Annotated in this window: 18 protein-coding genes; 4 read left to right on the top strand and 14 right to left on the bottom strand. The window is 50.2% G+C overall.

Going from position 1 to position 22,005, the window contains the following annotated elements; genetic code table 11:
• Window positions 1-83: 83 nt before the first annotated feature.
• From QZQ97_RS18310 to QZQ97_RS18265, 10 genes are all read right to left on the bottom strand, one after another.
• A complete protein-coding gene (locus QZQ97_RS18310) occupies window positions 84-452 on the bottom strand; it encodes a hypothetical protein (protein ID WP_311994614.1) in 369 nt (122 codons plus the stop codon).
• Between the two features lie 40 nt (window positions 453-492).
• Complete coding sequence (locus tag QZQ97_RS18305) at window positions 493-678, bottom strand: hypothetical protein (RefSeq protein WP_126171306.1); 186 nt, start codon at window positions 676-678, stop codon at window positions 493-495.
• 1 nt (window position 679) lies between these two features.
• Window positions 680-985 (bottom strand): hypothetical protein, encoded by a 306-nt coding sequence (locus QZQ97_RS18300; RefSeq protein ID WP_126171307.1) that lies wholly within the window; start codon window positions 983-985, stop codon window positions 680-682.
• A gap of 111 nt (window positions 986-1,096) precedes the next feature.
• A complete protein-coding gene (locus QZQ97_RS18295; protein WP_165367314.1) occupies window positions 1,097-1,261 on the bottom strand; it encodes a hypothetical protein in 165 nt (54 codons plus the stop codon).
• 322 nt (window positions 1,262-1,583) lie between these two features.
• Entirely contained in the window at window positions 1,584-2,462 is an 879-nt protein-coding gene (locus QZQ97_RS18290; protein WP_126171310.1) for a hypothetical protein, read from the bottom strand.
• Between the two features lie 1,060 nt (window positions 2,463-3,522).
• Window positions 3,523-4,824 carry a hypothetical protein gene (locus QZQ97_RS18285; RefSeq protein ID WP_126171311.1) on the bottom strand — a complete coding sequence of 434 codons (1,302 nt, stop codon included), beginning with the start codon at window positions 4,822-4,824 and terminating at the stop codon, window positions 3,523-3,525.
• Between the two features lie 218 nt (window positions 4,825-5,042).
• On the bottom strand, window positions 5,043-7,349 hold the full coding sequence (locus QZQ97_RS18280; protein ID WP_126171312.1) for a VapE domain-containing protein: 2,307 nt from the start codon (window positions 7,347-7,349) through the stop codon (window positions 5,043-5,045).
• The gene (locus QZQ97_RS18275) at window positions 7,346-7,642 is read right to left on the bottom strand and encodes a hypothetical protein (protein WP_110621010.1); all 297 of its coding nucleotides are present in this window, start codon (window positions 7,640-7,642) and stop codon (window positions 7,346-7,348) included. Before QZQ97_RS18275 ends, QZQ97_RS18280 begins: the two co-directional genes overlap by 4 nt.
• A 10-nt stretch (window positions 7,643-7,652) precedes the next feature.
• Window positions 7,653-7,844, bottom strand: coding sequence for a helix-turn-helix transcriptional regulator (locus QZQ97_RS18270; protein ID WP_071824747.1), 192 nt, complete (start codon window positions 7,842-7,844; stop codon window positions 7,653-7,655).
• A 346-nt stretch (window positions 7,845-8,190) separates the two neighbouring features.
• On the bottom strand, window positions 8,191-9,411 hold the full coding sequence (locus QZQ97_RS18265) for a tyrosine-type recombinase/integrase (RefSeq protein WP_110621006.1): 1,221 nt from the start codon (window positions 9,409-9,411) through the stop codon (window positions 8,191-8,193).
• A 552-nt stretch (window positions 9,412-9,963) separates the two neighbouring features.
• On the opposite strand from QZQ97_RS18265, the gene lpxP reads away from it, so the two are divergent.
• The 3 genes from lpxP to QZQ97_RS18250 all read left to right on the top strand — a co-directional run bounded on the left by lpxP (window position 9,964) and on the right by QZQ97_RS18250 (window position 16,323).
• On the top strand, window positions 9,964-10,884 hold the full coding sequence (gene lpxP / locus QZQ97_RS18260) for a kdo(2)-lipid IV(A) palmitoleoyltransferase (protein WP_311994613.1): 921 nt from the start codon (window positions 9,964-9,966) through the stop codon (window positions 10,882-10,884).
• 127 nt (window positions 10,885-11,011) lie between these two features.
• Entirely contained in the window at window positions 11,012-11,710 is a 699-nt protein-coding gene (locus QZQ97_RS18255; RefSeq protein ID WP_311994612.1) for a CTP synthase C-terminal region-related (seleno)protein, read from the top strand.
• Window positions 11,711-12,378: 668 nt separating this feature from the next.
• The gene (locus QZQ97_RS18250) at window positions 12,379-16,323 is read left to right on the top strand and encodes a non-ribosomal peptide synthetase (protein WP_311994611.1); all 3,945 of its coding nucleotides are present in this window, start codon (window positions 12,379-12,381) and stop codon (window positions 16,321-16,323) included.
• Between the two features lie 56 nt (window positions 16,324-16,379).
• Here QZQ97_RS18250 and QZQ97_RS18245 read toward each other — a convergent pair whose 3' ends face one another.
• Window positions 16,380-17,069 (bottom strand): LrgB family protein, encoded by a 690-nt coding sequence (locus QZQ97_RS18245; protein ID WP_311994610.1) that lies wholly within the window; start codon window positions 17,067-17,069, stop codon window positions 16,380-16,382.
• On the bottom strand, window positions 17,062-17,484 hold the full coding sequence (locus tag QZQ97_RS18240; RefSeq protein WP_311994609.1) for a CidA/LrgA family protein: 423 nt from the start codon (window positions 17,482-17,484) through the stop codon (window positions 17,062-17,064). The genes QZQ97_RS18245 and QZQ97_RS18240 overlap by 8 nt, the downstream gene beginning before the upstream one ends.
• Before the next feature lie 134 nt (window positions 17,485-17,618).
• Between QZQ97_RS18240 and QZQ97_RS18235 the strand changes: the two genes are divergently transcribed.
• Window positions 17,619-18,506 (top strand): LysR family transcriptional regulator, encoded by an 888-nt coding sequence (locus QZQ97_RS18235; protein WP_311994608.1) that lies wholly within the window; start codon window positions 17,619-17,621, stop codon window positions 18,504-18,506.
• A 38-nt stretch (window positions 18,507-18,544) separates the two neighbouring features.
• Here the strand turns inward: QZQ97_RS18235 and QZQ97_RS18230 are convergent, their stop codons facing one another.
• Together QZQ97_RS18230 and QZQ97_RS18225 are read right to left on the bottom strand one after the other, a co-directional pair.
• Complete coding sequence (locus QZQ97_RS18230; RefSeq protein ID WP_311994607.1) at window positions 18,545-20,194, bottom strand: Na+/H+ antiporter; 1,650 nt, start codon at window positions 20,192-20,194, stop codon at window positions 18,545-18,547.
• Between the two features lie 183 nt (window positions 20,195-20,377).
• Window positions 20,378-21,739, bottom strand: a complete 1,362-nt coding sequence (locus tag QZQ97_RS18225) for an NCS2 family permease (protein WP_311994606.1) — start codon at window positions 21,737-21,739, stop codon at window positions 20,378-20,380.
• Between the last annotated feature and the right edge of the window lie 266 nt (window positions 21,740-22,005).

Below are 22,005 nucleotides of genomic sequence, written 5' to 3'. Positions count from 1 at the left end.
ACTGTAATCTTCTTTGTTAACCTCCCTTCGTTATGGGTCAAAAAACACACCTGCAAGCCGTACAAGCCGCAAAGAGAGCCTATCTACAGCTTATGACGAGTAACATTGCGCTCGCTCATGCCTAATAACGCTGCAATATCCCTTGTCCGCATCCCTTCCCCCCTCATTCGTTTGATCGTGCGATGCAGGAAATCACGATAAAGATATTCACAATTGCCGGGATGCAAGTTTTCTCCGCCAAAAGCATTAACCAACTTATCAGCGTCATCTCGGCCTAAAATTTTAATCAAGACATGCTCTGGTGTTAGGCGTTTAGGAACGTATAGGATGACTTTATTGTATTGACGAGACGCGATATGAATCCGGGGTAACTGACCAATCAGGTAGAGCGCACGTTCACGCCCAATAACGTCAGCTATTTCCTGTACACACAGTGATAGTGATTGTTGCATGCAAACCTCAGAAGCATTCATAATTTCAGCTATCTTTGAGTTAGGCCGAAACGTCAACATTGCGTAACTGATAGGCGGCAGGAACGAACTGCCTTAATGCGGTTAAGAGCATTCTTGCCCTTAAAATCTCAGTATCGGTAGCTGCTTTAGATTCTGTAGCCACCAATTCAGCAGTCTTAATAGTGAGCAACAACATGGTATGAACGTTTGTTGTTTCAGTAGCCATTTTACATGTAACCTCGCACTAAAATGGCACCTCGCTTCACTAGGCGACGCTTAATGCGCTCTCCCTGACTCATAGTGTGGATTGTACGCTTCGGCTTACGTTTGATAGCGTCAGCATCTGCTTCTTCTTTCATACCGGCACTAGCTTCATCGTTCATATGAGTAAGTACGTTTAAACGCTGCCGCACGTTTGCCAAGAGTTCGACCACTTCAACACACAATTGTTGTCGTGAGGCGATTTTTTCAAGGGTTTTCGCTTCTGCTGCCAACTTTTCAGCTTCATCGGAAATAGATTTGTAAATGTTCATATGTCACCACAATGATTGTTTTTAAAAGGGCCGGTTTTACTACACAGCAGAGCCGGTTTGCTGTTGGCAGTTGGTCGCGTTCTGAGAGCCGGGGCGACCAGCCCGTACTATTTACTTGCTGCTGCGTAGCAACCCTTGATTCAAAAGTTTTTCAATCACTTGAGTCCTTGAAGGTCTGATGCCGGTGCGACGCTCTAACTTAGTGCGCTCACGCTCAACTCTGCGAACCAGATCTTGCTCTAAGCGCAGCGACACTGCTTGACGTTGTTCATTCATACTCACCACCCATTTACCCAATTTTTTGCTTTCCCTTGGCTTCTACGGCTTTCCCGGAAATGCGAACGTACCAGTGAGGCCAAGTAATTTGCTGCACGTTCCATCTGGTGTGGGGTTAGCTCCGGGAAGGCGCGCTTGAGCCATTTGTCTACGGAGTCATCACTAAAAATGAACCCACCAAACCCCTCCGGCTGTACAATTATGCGTGGTGCGTCATTGCCACCATTACGGGTGTAAAACTGCGCGCCCTCGATACTCGCCAGTATCTCATCCGGTATAGCGGCCCGTTCAGCCACTACTTTCTTTTTCCCCCATCCCATAATTATGCTTTCCAAAATGCGGTGTTATCAGGCACTAGGGCTTGAGCATTCACCCATACGACAACCTGAACTGAACCATTCTTCTCACGCTTAGCTATGATGCGGATTTCATCGTCTATGCCGATAGCTGTACGGCTAAATGCACCAATAATGGTTTTGCTGGTGTTCTTAGATAGCTCAGCGCGAACGCCGAACGCACGCAGGATGCCTGTACCGTCGACTTCAAGGCCAGTGCATTCACCACCAGCCAGAGCGCGAAGCTCGTCCCAACGCAGGCCGCGTGCAGCAGCGACTTTTGCCAAACCTTTGAAGGTTATGTCATTCATAGTTTGGGCTTCAGCTTCCAGATGGTTCAGCAGAACGAAGTCAGCCAGGTTGGAAATACCAAGTTCAATTGCGGTGTTAACAGCACGCATTATGGTGTCGTCAACAAATTCATGTTTGAGTTGCTTTCGGGACAGGTTGAAAGCTACGCCGTAGCATGGAGCGGTAGTGCTATCGTAAGCGGCTACTAAGTAAGGGGCGATAGAATCGGTAACTTCGACTCCATCTGGCACAGCGCTGAAGTTAGCCGATTCAACCGTAACAAACTTACCTTCTAGTTGTTTAAGTGTAATGCTTGCCCCCGCCGGGCTTTGCTCCACTGGTTGAATGCGGATAACCTCTGCGCCTGCACGTACAACCAGTGAATTAATAGCCAGAGAGCCGCTCAGGGTGAACTGCGAACCTGATTTAGGCGTCATCACGTCATTCAGTGACAGGTAGCGCACACCTGCTGGTGCTACTTCGATAAAACGTGTTACATCGCCGTTACCATCAACGCTGGCATACCCGCCCTGATGGTTGAGCGCTTCATGGATGATTTCCGATAATACGTTCATTTGAATACGTCCGGTTATTGATTGGTTTTGTCATTAAGCCAGGCCGCATCTATCTATGCTTCTTTGGGTTTGCCGTACATGTGCTACGCGGCCCACTTGCTTAGTGGAGGCATTTCACCATGCAGGAGGCTCAGTTTCTTCTTGGGGTTTGTCACATGTACTTCATTGAAATACTTGAAACTGGCCGGACAGACTTAAAGGTAGGAGTTTGTTATTTATTGATTTTTCAATATAAAATCACGTATCACAACGTAATCACTTTATCACTCAGCAATGGTGGGAACCTCGTAACATGAGGTTTTTACAATCATTTTCCCGTTCGAAAGTCACTAGAACTATAAAGCCAATTTTCAACCGCCACTCACAACGCGTTTTTCGCGGTGGTTATGCCCCCGCAGGCGGTCGGGGCGTCGGAAGTACCTTTTTTCTTGGCGATGACAATCGTTCTCGTTTGATATCGCATCAATGCTGCAATGTCGTATACCTAATCACAATCTAAAAACCCCGCCTTACAGGAAGAAAGCCACCATAAATCCCATCTAGCATCAAAGCGTGACCAAACAGACAAAGTTAGTCACGCGCTTGCCACACTAGCATCTGATTGAAAATAAAATAAAAAATCAGAAAAACATCACTCAACGTGACCAAGGTGACCACGTTTCTATATAGACAGGTAAGCGTCCTGATATATACACAGTGGTTGATAACGCCCTACCCTTTTTCTTTTTTTCTTAGTCACCTTGGTCACAGAGTCTATATTTATCATTAAATACAAACAGTTAATGTGTGACCAACTACTCTTTTTCGCTTGTCACACTTAGTCACCTTGGTCACCTTGGTCACCTTGGTCACCTTGGTCACCTTGGTCACCGTCAGACAACAAAAAAGCCCACTTTGTAGTGGGCTTTTTTTATTACAACAATCAAATTTCATTCAGCTCTTTGATTTTTCTGGTAAATTTGACTTAACAATAACGAACTAGGATTTTTTTGGGATTCGTTCTTAAGAAATTTGGCCTTAAACTGACTTATTAGTATCTTCTTTTGGATATCGCTCATTTTCAGCTATCTCGTTGATGTTTAACAAAAAAATGGTGATTAAGCTCGCGAGAAAAATAATGTTTCCGCTTTACCCAGATAAAACCATCTGCTTTAGATATTATAGCAACGTCAATAGGCCCGCCAACCGTTTCATGCTCATTTGATACCTTTCGTTTAAAAGCTGTGAGGTTGACCAAAGATTCTGCCATATAAGCAAGTTCCTGTTTGGGAAGAAAACCTAGCATGCTTATTACTTTCTGAATATAATTTGTATTTATAAAACTATTTATCTTAGTATTAGTTGACTCAACACAATCATTAATTAAACCATCAAGAACAGCCAATTCCTTTTCAGCATCGTCTGGAGATATATATTTAATTAAAATCTCCTTGAAGTTATTCTTAATATCTTGACGGCAGGATTCATGGACTTCGCTATTATGCTCTAGAAATTCATCATAACATCCTTGTAGAAACAGTTGAACCTCTTGGTCTTGGGCATAAGGAAGTATATTCGCTTCTGAGGCAAGCGAACTTTTTGATGTATTAAATATTGTTCTCACCTTACGCCCAAGAAAACCTAATATATCGTATGACAAGACCACCGGGTAATATTCACCATCACCATAACCAGCAAAAACAATCCCACTTCTGCTTCCTATAGGCGCTTTTTTGCAAGTTGTATAAGTGAAAATGGTTTTTATTAATTCGATTATCTCGAAAGGAATGACTTCGTCATCAAAACGTAATTGTTCTGTACAAAGAAAATCGACGTATTGGTCAGAAATCCCTGCTGCCTCAGGAAGATCATCCTCATCAAAACCGTCAAAATATGGCGCACCTTCAAGTGTAGTAACAAATTCAGTACAATATTTTATAAATAAATCATAAAACTCAGCAGTTTTAATTATCTCACCGCGCTCAGTAGAAAGCGCCTCTGCTTTTTTTTCCACATCATTAATCAATGCAGGGAGAATAATGGACGAGTGAAAATTAAAAAGATACTTCTCACGCATTCCTTCGGTTACAATTGAATCATTTTCGGAAATAAAACTTAAGAAATTATCCGCCCATTCCTTTAATGAATTAAAAGATCTAGTCCCATTCTCAGAGCGATAACTTTTTATTGCCAATTCCCACGGAGCACCACAAATATCACCATTGCCATAGATCATAACACCTACAGGATGAAACTTTGATAAAGTGAAAAGCTTTTCTGCGCCATTATATATTTTATGAGTTCCATCACCAGTGATAGTAACCGCTGAGTCAGCGGCTAAGGCTACTGCACTTTTGTTAAAAACTGCTATTTCTGCTGTCATTGCTCACCCATATTATTTTTATTTAAATAATTAACAAGCTATACAAACTTGTCGTGACTGAACATCAAAGATTAAAGCGCCATAAAACCACTAGTATCGTTCACATATAAATAACAATAGAAACAGATAATAATCAAGGGAGGGGGAAATAAAAACTCCCCACGCACAGGGAGTTAAATTAACTAACACCAGAAATAATTAAATTTAATTAATTGATTTCAAAATAGAATCCTCGGAGGCAGATTAAAAAACCGCCCCGACCGTGCTTTTCTTGGCTCTCCTCCTGTCAGCCTGCGCAGAACATTACTGACGTGAGTGGACTGCGACTTGTTTGGTTTGTCGTAGCCAATCTCCTTGAGCACGTCCGTCGCTGTTTTCTCCCTGTAAGCACCAATCCGGTCACATCCCCACTCATAGTGTGCAAGAATCATTTCCTCCATCGGGTCAACCTGCTGGTGGTCAGCATTCATTGCTTCAAGGCAGCGCTCTTCTTCGCGATTCAGCCACCAACGCTCACCGACTTTGAACCATTCATAGACTTCGGCCCATAATTGTTGCGTATCAATATCATGCTCATAATTAACGCCTGTGACTGGCACCGTCCACCAGCGCACATTACCTGTATCATCGGCAAGGAAACGCTCAGGGTTCACGCTGGCAAAGAATACTGTTCGACGCTGAAATTTTTCCTCTGCCCTACCATATGGGCGGCGGAACTGGTCACGATCTTTGCTAATAAATCCCTTCAACTTAGCAATATCTGCTTTACGCAATGTTCCATCCAATTCGCCGATTTCTACCAGCCAATGGCTAACTGCACTGATAATCGTATCTTTGTTGTCAGGGTCTATCTGTGCGTCAATCTTCACTAAATCGCGTAATTCAGGTGGCAACAGTGAACGAATCCATGCCGTTTTCCCCAGCGATTGCTCCCCCTGAAAAACAAGAACACCTTTTGACCAAAACCCTGACGGCATAGCAGCTGCTGCAACCGCAGAAATCAACCAACGGCGAACAAGCAGCGCACACAGATCCCTATCAAATCCATTGCGGGTTTCGATAGTATTGAGCAATGCTGAAAAACGTGACTGCCCATCCCAAGGTTGAACCGTAATGAAATCCATAACCGGGTTAACCAAATGTCTATCGGCAACACTGAGTAAATAGGCTGGAACATCTGCTTTAGGTAAGCGGTTCAATGCACAAAGGCTAGTTATCGTATTCAGTGCAACTTGATTCTGATTATCGGCTGTCCCACATTTCCCCGGAAAAACATAATCAATATCCTTACGGATGACATTATACCTTACGGTTATTTCATAGTTTTCCAGTAACCGTTGCAAATTTGGAATTGTATTCAACGGTTGACCGTTATGGCTTACATGGGGCCAAGATGTCATTAGAACAGGTGTCATATTGTGAATATCAACATCTGTTTTTGCATCCGGCACAATTACGGCTGGAACGCCGCTTTTTACAATAGAATTAAGGTAATTACAGACAGTATCAAGGCCGTATTGAGCTGCATAGTCATTCCAGTCACTCCCAACCTCTGGGGGTATCACATATGGCAACGCTGTGGCTTCCGCTCCGGATTGGCCTACATTATTAGCATCGTTATCCGCTGCCACAGCAGAAATTTGGCCGTTCAGGGATGAAGCAACTTCGCTGAGATTACCAGCATCAAACGCAATGATTGTTGCCTTTCCTGTCGCTTCATGGACAGTTGCACCCGTTGCATAACCTTCCACTAAAAAAGCCATCCCTTCTCCGGGAATGCGGAAGAAGCCACCTTTTTTCTGGCCACCGATCAGAAAACGCTTCTGACCAGTAGAGGTGATACGTTGCAAGTTAATTATTTTGCCAGCAACATTGGTCACAGGGATAAGCAGGTCTCCCGCAGTGACAACAGTAGCCTTATCTAACCATTTCCCTTGTTCATCGCTGTACAGTCGCGCACAACTCGAAGCAGTGGCTATACGCAGACCATATGCTCTAACGGCCTTATCAGATAGATAGGGGTGAGTATTAGCAGGTTCAGCGGCATCCCATGCTGTAATTGCAGCCACGGTAGCAGCATCACGCCCTTCCTCAATATTAGCATTGCGCTTTTGCCGAGCAATTTCGGCATCTGCCTTTAACTTGTCGGCAGCACGCTTGTACCCTTGCCTTTGGGTATCATCAATATCTTTTGGAATACCTTTACTATCGGATTCCCAACATTGCCAAGCCAAATCACGAGGTTTGAAATATGCCGTTGCACCACTGTGTTTAAACGTACCAAAAGTAACTGAGGGCCACACTGTGCCATCGGAATCATGGTGCAAGTCAGCCCTATAGTAATGTCGCTTATCCCGTTGGCCGTTCAGGGAGGCTAAATAATGGCGTCCACCATCTAGAATTGGTATGACCTCAATACTGGCCCCTACACTAGCCGCAGCTTCCTGCATTTGAGAGAAAAATTCTACCAAAGTAGCTGCTGGGTCAGGAAATCGCATCATCACATAATCGGCAAAACGGCTCATACTTCACCGCCAAAGCTGATGATGTGCTGAATATCCAGCATCATCATCCATGCATCAGTCGTACTGAAACTAAAAGGAATTTCGGCAGGGGCGGTGCCAGCTTCATCAGCCAGCCAGCGCCAAATATCAGCCTTACCCTGTATCAGCGCCAAGGCAATTACATACTGCGCAGCCTGTAATCGACGAGAATTTAACTGGCTCAGCGTGGGATGACGTGATTGCTTGGTTTTCGCGACAAGGTAAGAGTATTCCCGCATAGCTCGATGCAGGGTAAATCGTTTAGGTTGCCTCATAAGCCCCGCCTTATTTCTTGGTCGCGGGTGCTACGTTCAATCGGGAGGCAATCCACACTTCAATGTCAGATTTACGCCATGCTACACGTTGAATACCAATCTGGATTCTGGCTGGGAATAGCCCTGACTGCTCATATCGCCAGATAGTCATACGTGAGAGTGTTGTTAAAGCACAAACCTGCTTTGTGGTTAATAATTCCATTTTATAGCCCTTACTACAGGGCCGGCAGAGCTTTGATTAAAAGTCAGGCGTGAGTTAGAATTAACTCGCGTTACGCAAATAACGCACCATGACTGCCCTAACCGGCTGTTTTGGTTTAAGGGGTTCGGTTCATGTCGCCAAACAGCAAACCGGCCCCGCCTTTTCTAAACCCTCGGCACTGCCGGGGGTTTTTCTTTTGCGCTGGATGAACGCGTGGATTCAATGTATACCGTCTCGTAACAGACTGCAATTTACATAAAAATCAATTGGTTAATTAGAAATAATCCTACATCACGCCATATCATCATCAAAAAATATTTCATTGATTTAATTGGGAAAAATATTTTCAAATTTTGTGCAATGAATTCAGGCTGCGGTACCATGCATTTAACGCAGTCAGTTTTTCAGGCATATATTGGCTATGGTTATACACAGCCATAATGCCGGGTAATGCATGCCCTAAAAGCTGCTCGACAACATGGGGAGCCACGCCTTGGTCATTGAGTTTGGTCGCGAACGTACGCCGTATGTCATGGAGAGTCCACGGATCAGCATGATTTAAACGCTTCCATATTAATCTCCCGGTTTGACTAACAGCGCTAGAGTCTTTCGACTCACCGAGCAGAAAACCACTCTCTTTATACTGTTTATGCAAGCATTCAATAAATGGTCGCACTCCTTCAGGAACCGGGCGTACAATCTTTATCCCTCCCTTGCTATGCTCTTTCGGTACAGTCCAAACCCAGCGCTGTAAGTCCCATTCCGACCACTCAGAGAGCCGTACCTCTTGAGAACGACAGCCAAATACCACTAACAACAGCAATAACCGCGAGTAGTAGGGCAAGAACACCTCGCCAGATATCGCAGACCATAACTGCGATAACTCATCATCGTTTAACACCCGGTCTTTTCGGTTTTGTTTTTCGCCAACATAAGCGATCGTCAGGTCATCAAGGGCATGACTTTCCGCATAACCACGAATCCGACAAAACTTGAGAGCTTGCTTACACATCTGGAAAATGTATCCAGAGGCTACAGGCGATGTTTTTTTTATCTGGTCAAAACACCCTAGCCATTCCCCTTTATGGCACAGCGAGAGCGGCATAGAACCAATACGGGGATAGATATGCTTTTCGAGCTGCGCTATATGTTTATCAACATTGGCACGATTGTCCCTCGCATAATTATCAATCCAGTATGTAAGCGCCTCCCTTACTGTGATTGGTCTTAACGTATCTGCGGCTGATAATTTGTACTGATCTTTTGGATCAAGGTTGTTCACCAACCATTGTCGACACTGCTCACGTTGTGCGCGGGCTGCCAACAAGGTCAAGTCTGGATAACGACCAAGCACCAGTGTGAGCGGGTTTGGGCTTTTATGTAAATTGCGATAACGAAATAGCCACAATAGATTATTGGCCTCTCGCTTACCGTCTTTGGCTGTTTTTTTTTGCGATGGGGTCACACGAATAGACAGTCCCAGCCCATCAGCTAACGTTGTTGGCTTGTTTATCTCTGCCTTAAGCAAGGCTCGCAACTTCACATCTGTTAGTTTGTTTTCTGCCATAGCCTTTTTAATAGTTACACCGATAATTACACTACAGGTAGGATAACCATAGATTCACCATGTTACAATACGAGCAAAGAACAAAAAATTAATACATTAAAAACAACAATATAACCATCATTCAGAGTGATTGAAGATGAGATGGGATTATTCATCATTATGCCATAGCTCATCATACGGCATGAACTGATACTAGTCAGTTAACGTATTGAAAAAAGGCGCTTTTACCTCATTTGGTAAGCGCCTTTTTCTTTAACTTTGCGCCGAATAAACCCCGCCGCAATGCGAATGAGAATATTCGCATGCCCCTCTTACTTCGTAGCCCGTATTGTGTGATACAATACGCATTCCTGGAGCCGCCTTCGCTGGCCTACAGCCATCCTTCCGAAGCCTGACAGCAGCGCGAACCGCCCCTTCGAGTGTAAAGATTTAGTCAATTATGGAATCTGGCTAAACCATAATGATGTCTGGGTGTCTTAGTAGTCGTATCGCAATCGAGTGGATCCTTTATGCGTTACAGGTTACTGCCCCCTACTGCATAAATGAGTTGATATGAAGCGTCCACAAAAATTCCGTTCGGCCCTGCTGCACCCGCGCTACTGGTTTACCTGGTTCGGCCTGGGCATTCTGTTCCTGCTGGTTCAACTGCCTTACCCGTTGCTGCACAAGCTCGGCGTATGGATGGGCCGCACCTCGATGCGTTTCCTGAAACGCCGCGTTTCCATCACCCGTCGTAATCTGGAACTGTGCTTCCCGGATATGGACGAGGCGCAACGCGAGCGCAAAGTCATCGGCAATTTCGAATCTCTCGGCATGGGTCTGCTGGAAACCGGCATGGCCTGGTTTTGGTCGGATAAGCGCGTCAAACGCTGGTTCAACGTCTCCGGCATCAATCACCTGAAAATGGCGCAGCAGAATGAGCGCGGCGTGCTGGTGATTGGCGTGCACTTTATGTCGCTGGAGCTGGGTGGCCGCGCTATGGGGCTGTGTCAGCCCATGATGGCGATGTACCGCCCACACAACAATAAAGCGATGGAATGGGCACAGACCAAAGGCCGCATGCGCTCCAACAAGGCCATGCTCGATCGCAAAGACCTGCGCGGCATGGTGCATGCCCTGAAACGCGGTGAGGCCGTTTGGTTCGCTCCGGATCAAGACTACGGCCCGCGTGGCAGCGTATTCGCGCCGTTATTCGCCGTCGATCAGGCCGCCACCACCAGCGGCACCTTTATGCTGGCGCGCATGGCCAAGCCGGCGCTGGTTCCGGTGGTACTAATCCGCCGCGAGAAAGGCCGCGGCTATGACCTGTTGATCCAGCCTGCTCTGGAAGATTACCCGATAGGCGATGAGCTCGCTGCAGCCACCTACATGAATAAAGTGGTGGAAAAAGAGATCATGCGCGCGCCGGAACAATATATGTGGCTGCATCGCCGCTTCAAAACCCGGCCGACCGGCGCACCGTCGCTGTACTGAGCCCAGATTCTGTTTCCCAGCCCGGCCAAGACGCCGGGCTTTTTTGTGCGCTGCGTTTAAAAAACCTGCGGCTGGCTCTTCGGCTTTGCTGTAATCTCTTTTTTTACCCGCACAGGAAAAGGAAACGATGAAGACTCAAGTCCGCATTGCTCTGGTCGGTGACTACAAACCCCAGGCCGTATCTCACCAAGCCATCCCCATCGCTCTCCAACTCACCGCCGCACACCTTAACGTCGATATTCAATCCCACTGGCTGCCCACAGAAACTCTTACCGACACCTCGGTATTGCAAGATTATGATGCTATCTGGGTGGTACCCGGCAGCCCGTACAACCATGACGATGGCGTCTTTATGACCATTCGCCATGCACGCGAACAGAATATTCCCTTCCTCGGATCCTGCGGTGGCTTCCAGTATGCGATTGTGGAATACGCTCGTAACGTCATGGGCTGGCACGATGCCGGACATGCGGAAACCGACGCCGGCGGCCGGTTGGTTATCTCGCCGCTGAGCTGTTCGTTGGTGGAAAAAAGCGGGGACATTATTTTCCAGCCAGGCACGCTGGTCGCCCGCGCTTACGGCAAGCTGGAAACGCATGAAGGTTACCACTGCAATTTCGGCGTTAACCCGGAGTTCGTTGCCGATCTGCAGCAACACCCGCTGATTATCAGTAGCCATGACCACGAAGGTGACGTACGTTCGATCGAGCTGCCGGGGCACCGTTTTTACGCCGCTACGCTGTTCCAGTCCGAACGTGCCGCGTTGCGTGATGAGCTGTCGCCTCTGGTGGTTGAACTGATCCGAACCGCCGCAGTAACCCGGTAGCAAAAAGCCCTCAGATAATGAGGGCCATAATAATTACCCAATAACACCCGCATTACGTAAAGGCATTAGACCTGTTGCTATTCATCTTAATTTAACTTAACCGTCATGAAAAAAAACATTTAATCTGAAAACTCCATAAAAGAGATAAAACAATCGAACAACCCCGTACCTTATTACTAATTAATATATCATAAGAAACATTGTAGAATGATGTTATACTTCGCTGACTTAGGATTAACTCATCATATCCAAACTTGGGACATTAAAAAAACACGGTAACCATCGTAAAGACAAAAGATTGAACATCCATGGCATGAATCGCATTCACAAAGGGAGATGGATAAGTTAAAAAACACAATAAAAACAATAATATAAACCAGATAAAATAAAAACAAACCTGAACAAACACCGCTAAAGACGCTCATTCCCCTCCTGCAAAAACACCTACCAAAGTAATTAATATCCCAAAAAATAATATCGAACAAAAACAATAAAACCAAAACAATTAAAAAGTAAATAAATACAAATAATATTATTAAATTAAAATATTAAAAATATTTAACATGGAATTAGGATAATTTAATATCACCTTTTATAATACATAGGCACTTACCGACTACACATATTATTCAATGTCGATTCTTTCATATTTTTATGGAGGTAGTTCCGTGTCCGCTTATTCCCTGACGACGGTGCAACAGGCCGTGTGGCTCGACCAAACATTAAACCCCGACATTCCTCTTTATAACGTAGGCTGCCTGTGGCGCGTGGAACGGGAGATTTCTCTTCCTCTGTTTACGGAGGCCATTCAGCACATACAGCAGCAACACGACGCTTTGCAAACCACTCTGGAGGAAACGCCGCAAGGCGTCATTCAGGGGCCATTCATCAAAAAACACATCGAGCTGCATTACCACGATTTCTCTCAGCAGGACAATGCCATAGAACAGGCGCAAAGCCACCTGCGTGAAAAGTTTCTTCAACCTTACCAACTCTATGAAGACCTGCTCTGGCGCTGCCATTTAATCAAGATAGACGACTCAACCACGTTATGGTTATTGGCGTCTCATCATCTCATCGCTGATGGTACATCTATCTCATTATTAAGCCGTATGATCGTGGATCGCTATAAGCAATTAAAAGCGGGAGAAAAACGAGCTGTCGGCAACTCTCGCTACCGTGATTTCGTCGTTAGCGACAGGGCCTATCTACAATCTTCACGCTATGAGCGTGACCGCGACTGGTGGCTGGAACGTTTTGCCGCTGCGCCGCCCTCTGTTTTGGAACGCCGGCAGAATTACAGTGAACAGCAAAACTACCCCAGCAACCAAATTGTAAAGCGTTTGCCACGAGAGCGTTTTCTCCAGTTGGAGGAGTATGCCGCTCACCAGGGCGGATCGGCAATGCACTTCCTGGTAGCTCTGCTTGCCAGTTGGTTCGCCCGGATTTGGCAGGTGGACAGTCTCACCCTCGGGGTTCCGGTACATAACCGCAGTACTTCAGACCATAAGCAGACATTGGGGATGTTCTCCTCCATGATCCCGCTCAATATCCACATTGACGTGCAGCAGCCCTTTGCCCACCTGTTACGGCAGGTGGGCAGTGAACTACGCAAATGTTATCGCCACCAACGTTTCCCTATCGCCGAACTCAACCGCCATCTGAACCTGCATCAGCAAGGGAGGCGTCAGCTATTTGATATCAGCTTTTCATTGGAGGTCTTCCCTACCGACATCGAGTTGGAAGGGAGTCAGTTTAAAGTCGAGAACATGCATCATGGTTATGAACAGCTACCACTGGGTGTCTACCTGCGCCATTATCATCCTGGCGACGACCCTGTGCTGGAGTTCAATCTAAACCAAGCCTGGTTCAGTCACGAAGAAGGGGAGCGCATCGCCGCCCGCATAGTGCAGATGCTAGATACCCTGCTGGATGGCGATCCTAATCAGCCGCTGGGGCAACTGCCCTTGTTGCTGCCCATTGAGCGGCAGCGCATTTTCCACCAATGGAATAATACGCGTCAGCCCTGGGCTATGCCGCAAGGCATTCATCAATTTTTAGAACAACAGGTATTGCGTACGCCAAACGCACCGGCACTTTGCTATGAACAACAGCAGATCAGTTACCAACAGCTGAACCAACGGGCTAACCAGCTTGCCGGGTTTCTGCGCCAACAAGGCTTGCAGCCTGATGAGCGCATCGCGGTGTGCATTAATCGCAGCCCGGAGATGGTGATTGCCCTGTATGCCATTTTGAAATCCGGTGCGGCCTATGTGCCACTCGACCCCGATTATCCGCAAGATCGCTTAAGCCATATGCTGCAGGATTGCGGCGCGAAATACGTCTTGATCGACGATGCCGGCGAGCACGCGCTGCATTCGCTTAATTGCATAGCCGTACCACGCCTGCACCTGCAACGCGATAGCCATCTGTGGCAGCAGGCGCCAAGAGAAAATCTTGCACCTCTGGCCTGTGATCCACAGCGCAGCCTGGCCTATGTGATTTACACCTCCGGCTCGACCGGAAAACCTAAAGGCGTAATGAATGAACACCGGGGCGTCATCAATCGCCTGCTCTGGATGCAGCAGGCTTATCCTCTGACGCACGATGACGTCGTGTTACAGAAAACGCCGTTCAGCTTCGATGTGTCGGTTTGGGAGTTTTTCTGGCCGCTGATGGTCGGTGCCCGCCTGGCTATCGCCAAACCTGGCGGCCACCAGGATCCTGACTACCTGGGAGCCTGCATTGAGCAGCACAATGTCACGACGCTGCATTTCGTGCCTTCAATGCTGCAACTGTTTTTGCGGCATGGCGAAATGGCGCAGTGTTCTTCGTTAAGGCGTCTCATTTGTAGCGGTGAAGCATTGCCGCTTGCCACGGTGCAACGTTGCCTGCAACAACTGCCACATGCAGAACTGCATAACCTTTACGGGCCGACGGAGGCCGCAGTAGATGTCTCCAGCTGGCAGTGCCAGCCTGATGACGAACGGGCGCGGGTCCCCATCGGCAAACCCATTGCCAATACCCAGCTTTATATTCTGGATAATCAGTTACAACCCCTGCCGCCCGGTGTCGCCGGTGAACTGCATATCGGCGGTATTCAGGTCGCCCGCGGCTATCTCAACCGTCCAGAGCTTAGCGCGGAACGCTTTATTTTCGATCCTTTCAGCACGGATCCTCAGGATCGCCTGTATAAAACGGGCGATCTTGCCCGCTGGCTACCGGATGGCAACATCGAATACCTGGGCAGAAACGACTTCCAGGTCAAAATCCACGGGGTTCGCATTGAGCTGGGTGAAATCGAGCAGCAGCTACGGCAATGTGAAGGAATCGAAGACGCCGTCATACTGGCAAGAGAGGATGGGCACGGCGGAAAACGCCTGGTGGCTTATGTTGTAGCTCCGAATGCAGGATCGCATTCAGCGCAGTGGCGGCATCAGTTGCAACAACACTTGCCGGATTATATGGTGCCATCCAGCTTTGTGAGGCTCGAAGCGTTCCCACTTTCTCCCAACGGCAAACTTGATCGCAAAGCCTTGCCAGCGCCGGCCTCGTCCATACCATTTTCCGTGCAATACCAAGCGCCCCAAAGCGCATTGGAGCAACAGCTTGCATCATTATGGAGCGAGCTGTTAGGCATCACGCTGATCGGTCTTGACGATGATTTCTTTGAGCTAGGCGGTCATTCACTGCATGCCATCCAGCTATTGGTAAAACTGAAGCGCTGCGGATATCCGGTGGGCATCAAGACGCTGTTCGCGCACCCAACCTTGCGCGCCCAGGCCCGTGCTCTTACTGCCGGGAGCTCATACGAACCCATACCTCCGGTTTCTCCGGCCCCCTTGCAACAGTTATTGGCGCGCCTGAATCAAACCAGCTTTAACTTTAAGCAGGTACGGCGTCTTAACCGAACAGCCAGCACTGACACTATCTGGATGATCCATCCGGCGGTCACCGGCTGCGATATTTACCAGGACCTCGCGAACTCTCTGGAGGGGGCATTTAACGTCTTTGGCATCAACAATTACAATTTGTTTATGCAACCGCACATCACTTCATTACGTGAATTGGCGTCGCATTACCTCAGCCATATGAAGCTCTCACCCGCTCGCCCCGTGCGCCTTCTCGGCTGGTCACTGGGGGGACTGATTGCGCTTGAAATGGCAACGCAGCTTGAACACCTGGGTTTTCGCGACATCCAGATATTCTTGCTGGATACGTTCTATCAAACCGCGTACCAGACCCGCAGTGAACCTGGCGCGTTGGCAGCCATGCTGGCATTGCTTGGCATTGAGGGGGAAGCTGCCGCCAGGGCGTTGTGCGCGGAGCCTACGGAATTATCCCTGAATAAAGAAAAGATCAGCGCACCTTTGCAGCACGCACAGGTTACGTTGTTTAAAGCCATGCAGGCTGTGGATCTGAACCTGACCGATCAAGGGTATGGGCAAGAACTTCTGGCAATAGCAGACAACGGCCTCTCCTCCGCCTGCGAGCGTTTACAGGTGCACTCTTTGGCCTGTAACCATAACTCCATTATTTCCAACCATGATGAAATAGGCGGTGTACTGCGGGAGTCTTTACGCTCACCCGCCACTTCAACCGATATCGAGTGAGATGAATCTGCCTGCGGTGAACGCCGCCGCAGGCATTTCCGACGCTAACCGACGGCTCACCACATCAGTTGGCCAATCAGCGGTGCGGCGATCACAGTAATAATCCCAGCCAGCATCATCACCAGGCTGGAAACCACGCCTTCTTCCTGTCCCATTTCATAAGCTTTCGCCGTGCCGGCACCGTGCGACGACGCACCCAGCCCGGCCCCCTTGGCCAGACTGCTGCGCACCGCCAGCCGCAGAAACAGAATGTCCCCCACCGCCATGCCGAACACTCCTGTGATCACCACGAACAACGCCACCAAATCCGGCTGGCCGCCCATCTGTTTGGCAGCCTCCAGCGCAAACGGCGTGGTGATGGAACGTACCGCCAGACTGCGCTGTACCTCTTCCGGCAGCGTTAGCAGGCGTGCCAGCCACACCGAGCTATAGACCGCCACCAGCACCGCCGTCAAAACCCCGGCGCTGAGCGATAGCCAGTGGCGGCGGATAATATGCAAATTTTCATAAACCGGTACCGCAAACGCGATCGTAGCCGGCCCCAATAGCCATAGCAGCCAATGCGTTTCACCAATGTAATCCTGATACGAGATATGCGTCACCACCAGCAACAGCACCAGGATCATGGGGGTCAGCACCAACGGCATCAGCAACAGGGTACGGCGGCGGCGGTAGAGCTTCTTATTGGCGAAGTACAACGCCAGCGTCGCCAGAAAACAAGCCAGGCTAAGGATAAAATCATTCATCGCGCTGTTTCCGTCGCTGCAGCCAAACCTCTAAGCGGTATACCCGGTCGACCACCAGCCCGGTGGCGCCGAGCGTCAGCATGGTGCTGATCGCAATCACCAGAAAAATCTTCCAGCCTTCCACCATCAGTAACTGGGCATAGTTGACCACCGCCACTACCGCCGGAACAAAAAACAGCAGCATTTCTGCCAGCAGCCAGCGCGAGCCGGCCCTGACCCAACTCAACGGCAAAATCTTCAGCAGGATCAACGCCAGCAACATCAGCATGCCGACAATGTTGGCGGGCAGCGGCAGATGAAATTGCTGTACCAGCCGATCGGCAATCAGAAACAGCACCGCATACAAAGCTACCTGAACCGGCACCTGCAAGCGGGTCAACAGAGAGGGGGCTGCGCGGCGTAACGCCAGTGACATGGGAGATAACCTCAAAAAACTCAAGGGTTGCAGTATACGCGGCCAGGAAACCTTGCCTGAAATGAATTAAAATCATCAATATCATGCCATCAGGGAATAGTTTCCCGCCGGTATTGCCCTGAGGAGAACTCAACGTGGATGTCCGCACCCTGCGTTACTTCGTGGAAGTCGTGCGCCAGCAAAGCTTTACCCGCGCGGCGGAGAAATTGTTCGTCACCCAGCCGACCATCAGCAAGATGCTGCGGCATCTGGAAGAAGAGTTGGAGTGTACGTTGCTGATCCGCGAAGGGCGCAAACTGCACCTGACCGACAGCGGCCAGGCGGTATACCAGCGCGGACTGGCGATCCTTGATGAGTTCCGCCAGTTGGAGGCCGAACTGGAAGACATCAGCTCGGTGAAAAAAGGTGTGTTGCGGCTGGGTATTCCACCTATGGTCGGCCGGCAGATCGCCGATTTGATCCGTCAGTTTCGCCAGACCTATCCCGGCATCGAACTGAAAATTTCCGAGCTGGGCGGGTTGTCGGTTGAGCAAGCGGTGATGTCCGGCGAGCTGGATCTGGCAATGACGGTGTTGCCCGTCGACCTGGATCAGCCGCTGACCTTCTTGCCGCTGCTGAACCATCCGATGTGCGTGGTCGCGCCGCGTACGCCGCACTGGCTTAACCGCACCAGCATCGATATCGCCGAATTGGCCAACTGGCCGATCCTGATTTATAACGAAGATTTTTCGCTGTACAAAATGCTGATGAAGGCATTCCGTCAGGCCGGTTTTGAACCGCAGATTGCCGTACGCAGCGGGCAGTGGGATTTTCTGGCATCGATGGTGCAGGCCGGGGTCGGCATCGCTACCCTGCCGGAGCCGGTATGCCAGTGGCTGGATAAAGAAAACCTGATCTGGCTGCCGCTGGAACCGAGGATGGAATGGCGTGTGGGGCTAATCTGGCGCCAGGGCAGCTACCTGTCGCACGGCGCCCAAGCCTGGATCGCCTGCTGCCGCGACTACTGGCCACCGGTCAAATAGCCTCAATAACAAGGGCCGCGTTTGCGGCCCTGTTGGCGTTACCCTTCGCGCTCTATCAGTAGCGCTTCCAGCAGGTCGAGATCGTGCAGCAGCTTTTGCAGCGTCTCGTTGCTGATTTTCTGCGTGGCACGCAGATGATACAACTCCCCGCGCTCGGCGCGCAGTGCGGTCAGGCGGAAACGTCGCTCGAGGTTCTCCAGCATCAGCGCATTTTCTATATCGTCTTTGGTGGTGATGCGCCGCCGCAGCGTGCCCACAACCCGTGAACTTATCTCTTTCAGCACCTGCGGGTCGATGTTCTCCTCTACGTCGACGGCCAAACGTTCTTCCATCTTGTTGACGCTTTCGATCGCCACTTCAGCCGCCATGGCAATCGCCATCCGCTCCTCGCTCTTGCTGGCGCTCTTGTCCGCCACCACTACGCCGCGCAGCAGCAACGGCAACGCCAGCACCCCGACAATCAGTGAAAGCAGGATCACGCCGGCGGCGATAAACACCAACTGATAGCGCGCCGGGAAGGCGGAACCATCACTTAGCAGCAGTGGAATCGACAGCACGCCGGCCAGCGTGATTGCCCCGCGCACCCCAGCGAACGACGCTACCCACAGCTCACGCGTACTGTAATCGCCAAACTGCAATGGCCGTTTTTTCATAAAGCGCCGGCTGGCGTTTTTCATCAACCACAGCCAGGTAAAGCGCAGCAGCAATAACGCGGCATAGATAATCGCCACGTCGGCAAACAAGTACCAGGTCTGAATGGTCGGATCCAGCTCCGCCTGCAGGATTGAGGTTTCCAGTATCCCCGGCAGTTGCAGGCCCAACATGATGAACACCATGCCGTTAAATACGAACTCCAGCATCGCCCAGACGCTGTTGGCGCGCAGGCGCATCGCCAATGGCGCATTGCGGATCACGCCGGACTGGCTGATGGTCATCCCCGCGGCAACCGCGGCCAGAATGCCGGAGACGCCGATGTGTTCGGCAATCAGATAAGAAGCGAACGGCAATAGCAGCAGGAACACAATCTGCGTGGCCGGATCATCGCCGCTCCAGCGGCTCATCATCCGCAGCGATTTGCTGTAGCACCAGGTGACCGCCACGCCGGCCAGCAGACCGCCGATAGCAACCTTGAGGAACTCCAGGGTAGCGCCGCCCACGGTAAACACCATGGTACCCATCGCCACCGCTATCGCAAACTTGAGTGAAACCAGGCCGGACGCGTCGTTCATCAACGCCTCGCCTTCCAGCACGCCCATAATCGGTTTCGGGATGCGCCCTTTACCGACGATGCCGCCCAGCGCCACGGCGTCAGTTGGCGACAGTACCGCCGCCAGCGCAAACGCCGCCACCAGCGGGATACCCGGCACCATGGCGTAAATCAGGTAACCGATGCCGACCACGGTGAGCAGTACCAGCACCAGTGCCAGGCCCAGGATTTCACGGCCATGATGCAGGAATTCACGCGTTGGGGTTTTCCAACCGTCGGCAAACAGCAGCGGCGGGATAAACAGCACCAGGAACAGTTCGGGGTCAAAGTCGACGTGCAGCCCGAAATGGGGCCACGCCAGCAGGGCTCCGATGGCGATTTGCATTAACGGCAGCGGTACCTGGAACGGCAACATACGTGTCACCACCCCGGACAGGGAAACCACCAGGATCAAAATGAGGATTGTAAAAAATATTTCCATGCTTTCCTTAGACTCTCGGGTTCAAACTACATCACTGATGTATACCCGATAGTAGATCACTTTTTTTACAGCGATTAAAGCTTGTTGTGCCTTTCAAAACGCAGCACAGGCAGAAGGAGATTTTTCTGAAGGGGAATACGGTCAAACTTTCCCCCGCCCAGCGGGAGGGGGAAACACGGAGAATTAAATAGCCCAGCCGCCGGCGTAGAACGCGACCAGTGCGACGGCAATCAGCACGGTGCCGATATTCAGCCTGCGCCATTCGCCGGAACAAATGCGGCCAATCACCAGCGAGCTGAAGCCCAGCATGATACCGGTGACGATATTACAGGTCAGCACGATAAACACTGCGCACAACAGGCCGGACATGGCGTCGACGAAGTCGTTGAAATCCAGCTTGGTGACGTTGCTCAACATCAGCAAGCCGACGTACATCAGCGCCGGTGCGGTAGCGTAAATCGGCACCAGATAAGACAGAGGCGACAGGAACAGGATCAACAGGAACAGCAGGCCAACCACGGTTGCGGTCAGGCCGGTTTTCCCGCCCGCTGCGGTGCCCGCTGCGGATTCGATATAGACCGCCGCCGGGGCCGCGCCCACCAGGCCGGAGAAAATGCTGCTCAGGGAATCCGAGGTCAGCGCCTTGCCGCCGTTGATGATCTGCCCGTCTTTGTCCAGCAGATTCGCCTGACCGGCCACCGCGCGAATGGTACCGGTCGCGTCAAACACTGCCGTCATCACCAGCGCCAACACGCTAGGCAGCACCACGGGTTGCAACGCCCCCATGATATCCAGGCTGAAGATCAGCGAGTTGCCATTGGCGTCCGCCAGACTTGGCATGGCGAACAGTCCCTGATATTTCACCGCCGGATCAAACAGCAGACCAATCACCGAGATTGCGATAATCACCAGCAGAATCCCGCCGGGTACGCGCAGTTTTTCCAACCCGAAAATCACCGCCAGGCCGAGTAACGTCATCACCACCGGGAAAGAGGTGAATGCGCCCAGCGCTACCGGCAGGCCATCCAGCGGGTTCTTCACCACCAGGCCCACGCCATTGGCGGCGATCAGCAGCAGGAACAGACCGATGCCGATACCTGTGCCGTGCGCCACGCCCATCGGCAGATTGCGCAAAATCCAGGAGCGGATGCCGGTGATCGAAATAATGGTGAACAATACACCCATCAGGAATACCGCACCCAGCGCCACCGGAATGCTGATGTGCTGGCCCAGCACCAGGCTGAAGGCGGTAAAGGCAGTCAGGGAAATCGCACAGCCGATGGCCATCGGCAGGTTGGCCCATAACCCCATCAGCAATGAACCGAAGCCTGCGACCAGGCAAGTGGCAACGAACACCGCCGTGGGCGGAAAGCCCGCTTTACCCAACATGCTCGGCACCACGATCACCGAATAAACCATCGCCAGGAAGGTGGTTAAGCCCGCCACCACTTCCTGACGCACGGAGCTGCCGCGTGCGGAAATATTAAAATAACCATCAAGCCCGCCTTTTGGTTTAACGGCGTTGTTCGCTTGAGAATTCGACATGTTGCTGTCCCCTGTGTTTCATTGCCAGCCCGTTTCAAAAGGCTTGTTATTCCGCCCGCGCATGTTAATTACGGAATCGTTTCCGTCACGTTGGCTTCCCTGCCCTTCGGCTGCAACGCCCATTGGCGCCGCGTAAAAAGGCAAACGTTTAACTTCCATCGCGTGATGCGGGTGATTTATGGTGGTTTATTCAAGGCAAACGATTATCCGGCCTTCCATACCCTCTGATCAACCAAAGATCGCGGTAATTCATGCAGAAAAGCGCC

Source organism: Serratia sp. root2 (assembly GCF_031931805.1).
In the GTDB taxonomy this organism is placed as follows: Bacteria; Pseudomonadota; Gammaproteobacteria; order Enterobacterales; family Enterobacteriaceae; genus Serratia; species Serratia inhibens.
Note: the sequence above shows the minus strand (reverse complement) of the source record. Positions and strands in the feature narration are given on the sequence as shown.